This window comes from Thermosulfurimonas sp., from assembly GCF_015491435.1.
Taxonomy (GTDB): Bacteria; Desulfobacterota; Thermodesulfobacteria; order Thermodesulfobacteriales; family Thermodesulfobacteriaceae; genus Thermosulfurimonas_A.
The window spans coordinates 1-7117 of the sequence record NZ_WFVX01000207.1; the positions used below are offsets into that span (position 1 = coordinate 1).

Below are 7117 nucleotides of genomic sequence, written 5' to 3' on the forward strand. Positions count from 1 at the left end.
AAGGGTGAAACGGTGGGGTAAGAGCCCACCGCTCCCTCCCGCAAGGGAGGGAGGCACGGCAAACCCCGCCCGGAGAAAGGCCGCATAGGGGGGCGTTTGAGGGTGGCCCGCCCGATGCCCCCGGGTAGGCCGCTTGAGCGGCCGGGCAACCGGCCGCCCAGAGGAATGGCCGCCACCCCGCAGGGGCGAAAGCCCCGCGGGGCTACAGAACCCGGCTTATGACCGCCCCTTCCCCTTTTGCTTTTCGCCGGGCGGTCTGCTAAGCTAACCCTCCAGAGATCTTTCCCGGAGGGTGCACATGTCCCCGGAAAATAAGGTTTTACTTCCGGAAAAGGAGCTTCCCGAGGCCTGGTTCAATATTATTCCCCGGCTTCCGGAGCCTCCGGCCCCGCCGCTTGATCCGCGCACCGGAAGGCCCGTAAACCCGGAGGATCTTCTGCGGATCTTTCCCCGGGCCCTTATGGAACAGGAGATGAGCCAGGAGCCCTGGATTGAGATCCCGGAGGAGGTGCGGAGGGTTTATCGTCTCTGGCGTCCCACCCCTTTGAGGAGGGCCCGGGCCCTGGAGGAGGCCTTAAAGACCCCGGCCCGCATCTATTACAAGGACGAAAGCGTAAGCCCTCCGGGAAGCCACAAACCCAATACCGCGGTGGCCCAGGCCTATTACAACAAGAAAGAGGGCATTCGAAGGCTGGCTACCGAAACCGGGGCCGGACAGTGGGGAAGCGCCCTTTCCTTGGCCTGTCGGCTTTTTGACCTGGAATGCACGGTCTATATGGTGCGGGTGAGCTATGAACAGAAACCCTATCGGCGCACCCTGATGCACCTCTGGGGAGCGCAGGTCTTCCCTTCGCCCACGGAGCGCACCGAGGCCGGCCGTCGCATCCGGGCCGAAAATCCCGAGACCCCGGGGAGCCTGGGGATTGCCATCTCCGAGGCTGTGGAGGATGCCGCCACTCACGAGGACACTAATTACGCCCTGGGGAGCGTGCTCAATCACGTCCTGCTGCACCAGACGGTGATCGGGCTTGAGACTCAGAAACAGCTCGCCCTGCTGGAAGAGAAGCCCGACATTCTTATCGCCTGTGTGGGCGGGGGGAGCAACTTCGGAGGATTTACGTTTCCCTTTATCGGGGAGATTCTGGAAGGACGTCTTTCCGCGGAGGTCATCGCCGTGGAGCCGGCGAGCTGCCCTACGCTCACCAAGGGTGTTTATACTTACGATTACGGGGACACTGCCGGTCTCACCCCGCTTCTTCTCATGTACACCCTGGGGCATACCTTTGAGCCTCCGGGTATCCATGCCGGGGGCCTGCGTTATCACGGCGACGCCCCGCTGGTCTGTCAGCTGGTAAAGGCCGGAATCGTCAAACCCCGGGCCTATCCCCAGACCGCCTGTTTCGAGGCCGCGGTGCTTTTTGCCCGCACCGAGGGGATCATCCCGGCCCCGGAGACCAGCCATGCCATCCGCGCGGCAGTGGACGAAGCCCTGCGCTGCCGGGAGACCGGAGAGGAGAGGGTCATCGTCTTTAACTTCAGCGGGCACGGGCACTTTGACCTTGCGGCCTATGAGGCCTATCTCGAAGGAAGACTCGAAGATTACGAGTATCCCGAGGAAAAGATCCGGGAGGCCTTAAGGCATCTTCCCAAGTTCCCCACCGGGATCTGAGGGTTAGAGACGATAGAAATAGATGGGATCCTCCAGGCGGAGGATCTTTTTCGGCTTAAGACCCGGAAAAGGAAAATTGGCGCTCACGATGAGGGTTCCGGGGCGGGCCTCGCGCCGGATCTTTTCCGCAAGCCGGGGCAACACATCCGGGAAGAGATAGCAGAAGATGAGATCATAGCCAGAAAGATCGGCCTGCATGAAATCACCGAAGCGCACCTCCGCCGGCACGCGAAAAAGGGCGTTTAAGATCCGGGAAAGGGCCCAGGCGAAGGGGTTGATCTCGTAGCCCACGGCCCGCACCCGGTAGCGTTGCCATACCGCCCGCAGGAATCGCCCGTCGCCGCAGCCCAGGTCCACCACCCGGGACGAGGGTGAAAGCGAAAGCTCCTCCAGGATGGCCTGGATCATCCTTCGGGAAGTGGCCACGAACATGGCCCCGCGGGTGCGGGGAAGCACCAGGGCTGTGGAGAGGGCATAGGCGAGCTTTAAAAGGATGAGCAGCCCGGCTATCCCCAGAAAGATCCACAGGATCCTATCCATCCGGAAATCCTATCTTACGTCCTTCGACAAGACTTTTAAACGGGACTCCAAAGGATATCCGCGCACAAAAAGGCCGATTATTCCCAAAAAGATATTTTAAGCGCTCTTTTTATAGAATAAAGACTTCAAAGTCTCTGAAAATATTTGGTTTTTTGCTTGACTAGCCACAAGCGTATAAGTTAAAAAAGTAATAGAACGTCAAATTTAGGAGGTGTTTTGGATGGAAGAGGCCAAAACGCATTTAATGGGTGACATAAAGACCGTACTTTTGGCGGTGGATGCCTCCGAGGAATGTCGGGGTGCGGTGCAGCAGGCGGTGAGCTTTGTGCTGGAATGTAAGGCCAAGCTTTACATTCTTTATGTACGGGAATATTACCCCGAGATTCCCGAGGCGCTCTTAGAGGCCATAAAAGGGATTCCCGAGGAACACCGGGCTTTTCTGGAAGAGATCAAAAACATGGTGGAGAAGGAAGGCGGAGAGGCCGAGATTATCATCCATGAGCTTCCCGAGGCCTGGAAGGTCATCGTGGAGGAAGCCCGCAAACGGCAGGCGGATTTGATCATCCTGGGAAAGAGGGGGCACGGAGGGCTGGAAAAACTTCTCATGGGAAGTGTGGCGCAAAAGGTTATCGGCTATGCTCCCTGTAAGGTGATGGTGGTTCCCCGGGAGGCCGAGGTTCGCGGCGAGACCCTGCTGGTGGCTACCGATGGCTCCTATCATGCCAAAAAGGCCGAAAAGGAAGCCATCAATATGGCCAAGCGCTGTACCTATGTCAAGAAACTGGTAGGGGTGAGCGTGGCTCACCGGGAGGAGGAGCTACCTCTGGCCAGTACCATCCTTCAGGCCTTCAAGGTCCTGGCGGAAGAAGAGGAATTGCCCTCCCGAGTAAAGCTGGAGATCCTTCCGGTGGTGGGGAATCCGGCAGAGGTTATCGTGCGCATCGCCCAGGACGAAAAGGCCGACCTAATCATCATGGGGGCCTATGGTAAGACCGGGCTGAAAAGATTCTTTATGGGGAGTATCACGGCCAAGGTAATCGGACATTCCGAGAAGACGGCGATCCTGGTGGTGCCCTAGCTTCGGGGTTTTTCCCACCGGATCTCGAAGTCCAGCTCCCTCCCCAGGAAGGGATCCATCGGTCGTCCGTCGATCTCAAGGTAGGGATAGACGAAGTAATTGATGGGCGGGCCTTCCTGTGGGGGGTTTAAAATAAGATCCCTTCCGTGGGTGAAGGCCAGACGATAGGCATCCACGGCCCCGAAGTAGTATTCTCGCAGGGACTTAAGTTCCGGTGCGGTGGGGGGAAGGCCTTTCACCAGGGCGGCTTTAAGCACATCCGCGGGGTCGGCCGGCACCCAGCCGTAACCCGGCACAAAGAACTCCGCCCAGCAGTGCTGGGCCCCGGTGAGGGTCTCGCCGGGCTTACGCCCGAGTCTCAGGCCGAAGACCTCCCGGGCCGGAATCCCCGCCGCCCGGGAGAGCGCCACGAAGACCGAGTTGAGGTCCGCACACTTTCCGCACCTCCGCCTGAGGACCTCGCAGACGATGCCCCGGCCGCAGCCTTTTACTCTGGGATCGCGCCGCATATTTTCCACGATCCAGTCGTAGATGGCCCGGGCCTTCTCCGGAACGGTCTTCCTCCCGGCGGTAATTCTTTCGGCCAGAGCCCGCACCCTCTCGTTCAGGGTAAGGTAGCGATTGGCCGAAAGATAGGGGCCGAATACCGCAGGGTCGTAAGCGGGAAGGGCCGGCGGAGGATCCCGGCGCACCACCTCCCGCCGCAGGACCCCATAGGAGACCTCAAGCTCCGGGCGACGGGTGCGGGTGAGGTCCCATTCAAAGTAAAGAATGAGGTTTCCGCGGGGATCGGTGTAAAACCCGTGCCGGCGATAATTTCCCCGCAGACGAAGATCGGTTACCCGCTGAACCGGGGTGGTGGGGGGATAGGGGAGCCAGAGCCGGGCCCTGGAGGCCCTCGCGCGGGGATGGATCCTTACGCGCCAGATAAGCCTTCCGGAAACGGTATCCTCCGCCCGGGAAAACCCGGGGAGAACCAGCACCAGCAAAAGAACGAGAACCGAAATTCTTTTAAGCAAGGCCCTTCCTCCTTAAACCTTTTCCAGTTTTACCCGTTCCAGGCTAAAGTCCGGGATGCCGCCGAGCAGGTCGAGCCTTACCCCGAAAAGGAGATTGGGGGCCAGGCCCCGGGCCCGGGAAGGGTCGGGTCTCACCTCCTCACCCCGGGCCACCTCCTTTCCGCCGAGAAAGACCCTTTCTGCCCCGGGGACGAAGAGCCTTCCCGCCCCGTGCTGCCAGTGTCCGTAATGATGGGGAAGGACCACGCAGCCCGGACGCACCCTTTCCGAGACCTCCACCCGCGCCACCGCTCCCTCGGGGAGGGCCCGGGAGCGGATGCGGACCCGATCCCCGGAGGAAATTCCCAGTTTTCGGGCCTCTTCGGGATGGAGGAGAAGCGGGGGTTCCGGGCAGAGGGCCAGGGCCCGGCGATAGCAGATGGTGCGCGACTGGGTGTGGAGGGCGAGCTTGTGGGTGATCAGGAGGAAGGGAAGATCCTCCGGGTCCTCTCCCCAGAAGGGGCGTTTTCCCGGGTAGCACACCGTGCCGTGGAACCTTTCCGGCGAGAGTCCGGAGCCGGAGGCGGCCAGGCCTTCGTTCCAGAGATGGAGTTTCTTCACCTTCCCCCGGAAATTCCCCCGGGAGTCGAAGAGTTCCTCCTCGCTGCGGAAGACCCCGCCCCGGGCGAGCAGGGTGACCACCCGGCGCCACTCCCGCCCGGGAAGGAGATCCTTCTTTCGGGCCACGGGATAGTTTCTTTCCACGAAAGCCACCTCCTCCGCCGGGGCCTCGGGAAGCCCGGCGTTTTCCGCAAGGTTGGCCATGCCCCGCAGGTAGAAATCCTCGGCCTCCCGCAGGGGATGGAGCCGGCCCCGGCGGTCCGGTATGGCCGATTCCCCGAAGCCCGGAAGCCCCAGGTGGCAGGCCAGATCGATGAGAAAGGTCTCCAGGGAGAAGGGCCTTCCATCCCGGGTGCGGCCGGTGAGCGGTTCCACCACCGGGGTGCGCACCGCGGTGAAGTGTCCCCCCGGGGCGTGCGGGGTGAGAAAACCGTAGTGGCCTTCGAGATAGGTCACATCCGGGACGATGTAGTCGGCATAGACATTGGTCTCGTTTACGGTGACATCGATGGAGACATGAAGCGGCACCCGTTCCGGATCCGCCAGAACCTCCTCGAAACGTTTCCCGCCCGGGACGCTATAGACCGGATTAAAGAAGTAGGTGAAGAGGATCTTTATCGGATAAGGGTACCCCGCGGCTATCCCCTCCAGGGCGGAGACCGAAAGTCCCCCTTTGGTGAAGGGGAACCAGGGCAGACGGGCCGGATATCCCTTCCGCCGGAATTCCGAGGTTTTCTCGTAGGCGGCCTTCTCCCGCGAGATCTTGACCCCGCGGGGTTTAAGGGCTCCGGGGAAGCGGGTAAGGTCGTAGATTCCCCGGCGCCAGTCGCCGGCCGCAGCTCCACGGGGAAGGTATCCTCCCCGGCGGTTCACGTTTCCCGCCAGCACATTGAGAAGGGCGATGGCGTAGCTGGCGTAGGCCCCGCCCGGATAGTTTCCCCCGCCGTGATAGGCGTGCGCCGCGGAGGCCGGGGCAAAGGCAGCAAATTCCCGGGTGATCCGGCGGATTTTCTCGGCGGGAATCCCGGAGCGTTCGGCGTAATACTTCAGCGGGTGTGCGAGGACCGCCTCCCGGAAGAGGGAAAAGGCGGTTTTCACCCGGACCCGGGAGCCTTCGGAAAGCCGAACCCGGCCCTCCCACAAAAGCTCCGCCCGGCGAGCACCTGAGGCCGGGGCCAGCGCGCCCCCGGAGACCACCACCGGGTCCTCCTCCGGACCCGAAAGACCCGAAAGGTCCCTCACCCGGAGGATGCGTCCGTAAAGAGGATGTTCCTTTTCCACCACCACCAGGTGGGTGGCGTTGGTGAAGGTGTTGCGCCCTGCAGCCCGGGCCGCTTCCTCCGAGGGTAGTTCTAGGAAGGCCCGGTCGTAGAGATCCTCCTCCAGCATCACCCGGAGCATTCCCAGAGCAAGCGCCCCGTCCTCCCCGGGACGCACGGGAAGCCACTCGTGCGCGATGGAAAGCCCCTCGTGGCCCCGGGGGTCCACGATCACCACCCGGACTTCGCCCCGGGCTGCCCGCCGGGCCAGGATGGCCCCCAGGGTGGTGGGCCCGGGCTGCCCGGCGGCAAAGATATTGGCCCCGAAAAGGAGGAGATAGCGCACCCGCTGGACATCGGCCTTCATCTCCACCTCGGCCCCGTCGGTGAGGATGTAGTTCCCCATGCGGAACCCCAGCCCGCAGATATCCGTGTGCCCGATACGATTGACCGAACCCACGGCCTGTTTCACGAACCGGTCAATGAAGTGCTTGCGTCCGGCCTGGGAGCGACCGGTAATCCACACCAACTGGTTGCGCCTGGGGCCAAGCTCCGGGGCCCCGGGGTCGATGGGCTCGTCGGAGAGCACATCCCTAAGCCCCGGATAGCGGCGCTCGTCTCCGAGATGGGCAAAGAGTTTTCCGCCCTCGGCGATCTCCCGGATGAGCTGATCCCAGGAGATGGGCACGAACCGCCCCGAGCCCCGGGGGCCGTTTCGTTTAAGCGGGAGCAGGACACGATAGGGGTTTCGCAGATAATCCGGATCGCACTGGGGTTTGCCGCAGGTGGCCGCGGGAACGGAGAGGCTCTCCCGCACCGGGGTGGTGTAGGGCAGGGGTTCCCCGGCCCGGTTATAGGGATGGTAGGGGTTCCCCTCGAAGGAAAGATGATTTCCCTGTTTTACCCTTACCCTCAGACCGCAGCGGGCGTTACAGGCCAGGCAGACGGTGTA

General features: G+C 62.0%; 5 protein-coding genes and 1 other RNA gene. 3 read left to right on the forward strand and 3 right to left on the reverse strand.

Going from position 1 to position 7117, the window contains the following annotated elements:
* Nucleotides 1-234, forward strand: an RNA gene (gene rnpB / locus F8J34_RS09620) — RNase P RNA component class A; the annotation flags it as partial.
* 64 nt (nucleotides 235-298) lie between these two features.
* Entirely contained in the window at nucleotides 299-1669 is a 1371-nt protein-coding gene (locus F8J34_RS09625) for a TrpB-like pyridoxal phosphate-dependent enzyme (RefSeq protein ID WP_297058903.1), read from the forward strand.
* 3 nt (nucleotides 1670-1672) lie between these two features.
* Here the strand turns inward: F8J34_RS09625 and F8J34_RS09630 are convergent, their stop codons facing one another.
* A complete protein-coding gene (locus F8J34_RS09630) occupies nucleotides 1673-2209 on the reverse strand; it encodes a class I SAM-dependent methyltransferase (protein WP_297058906.1) in 537 nt (178 codons plus the stop codon).
* A 220-nt stretch (nucleotides 2210-2429) separates the two neighbouring features.
* Here F8J34_RS09630 and F8J34_RS09635 point away from each other — a divergent pair, with 220 nt between their 5' ends.
* Nucleotides 2430-3287: a universal stress protein gene (locus F8J34_RS09635; protein WP_297058908.1), complete on the forward strand. Its 858-nt coding sequence runs from the start codon at nucleotides 2430-2432 to the stop codon at nucleotides 3285-3287.
* Here the strand turns inward: F8J34_RS09635 and F8J34_RS09640 are convergent.
* Both F8J34_RS09640 and F8J34_RS09645 read right to left on the reverse strand, forming a co-directional pair.
* Nucleotides 3284-4306 (reverse strand): transglutaminase domain-containing protein, encoded by a 1023-nt coding sequence (locus F8J34_RS09640; protein WP_297058911.1) that lies wholly within the window; start codon nucleotides 4304-4306, stop codon nucleotides 3284-3286. The two genes, F8J34_RS09635 and F8J34_RS09640, sit on opposite strands and share 4 nt — an antisense overlap.
* 12 nt (nucleotides 4307-4318) lie before the next feature.
* On the reverse strand, nucleotides 4319-7117 hold a 2799-nt coding region (locus F8J34_RS09645), incomplete at its 5' end, for a molybdopterin-dependent oxidoreductase (RefSeq protein WP_297058913.1).

What these genes read in the sequence shown, in the direction of transcription:
- F8J34_RS09625 (WP_297058903.1), top strand. Translation starts at nt 299, where the DNA reads ATGTCCCCGGAAAATAAGGTTTTACTTCCGGAAAAGGAGCTTCCCGAG.
- F8J34_RS09635 (WP_297058908.1), top strand. Translation starts at nt 2,430, where the DNA reads ATGGAAGAGGCCAAAACGCATTTAATGGGTGACATAAAGACCGTACTT.
- F8J34_RS09630 (WP_297058906.1), bottom strand. Translation starts at nt 2,209, where the DNA reads ATGGATAGGATCCTGTGGATCTTTCTGGGGATAGCCGGGCTGCTCATC.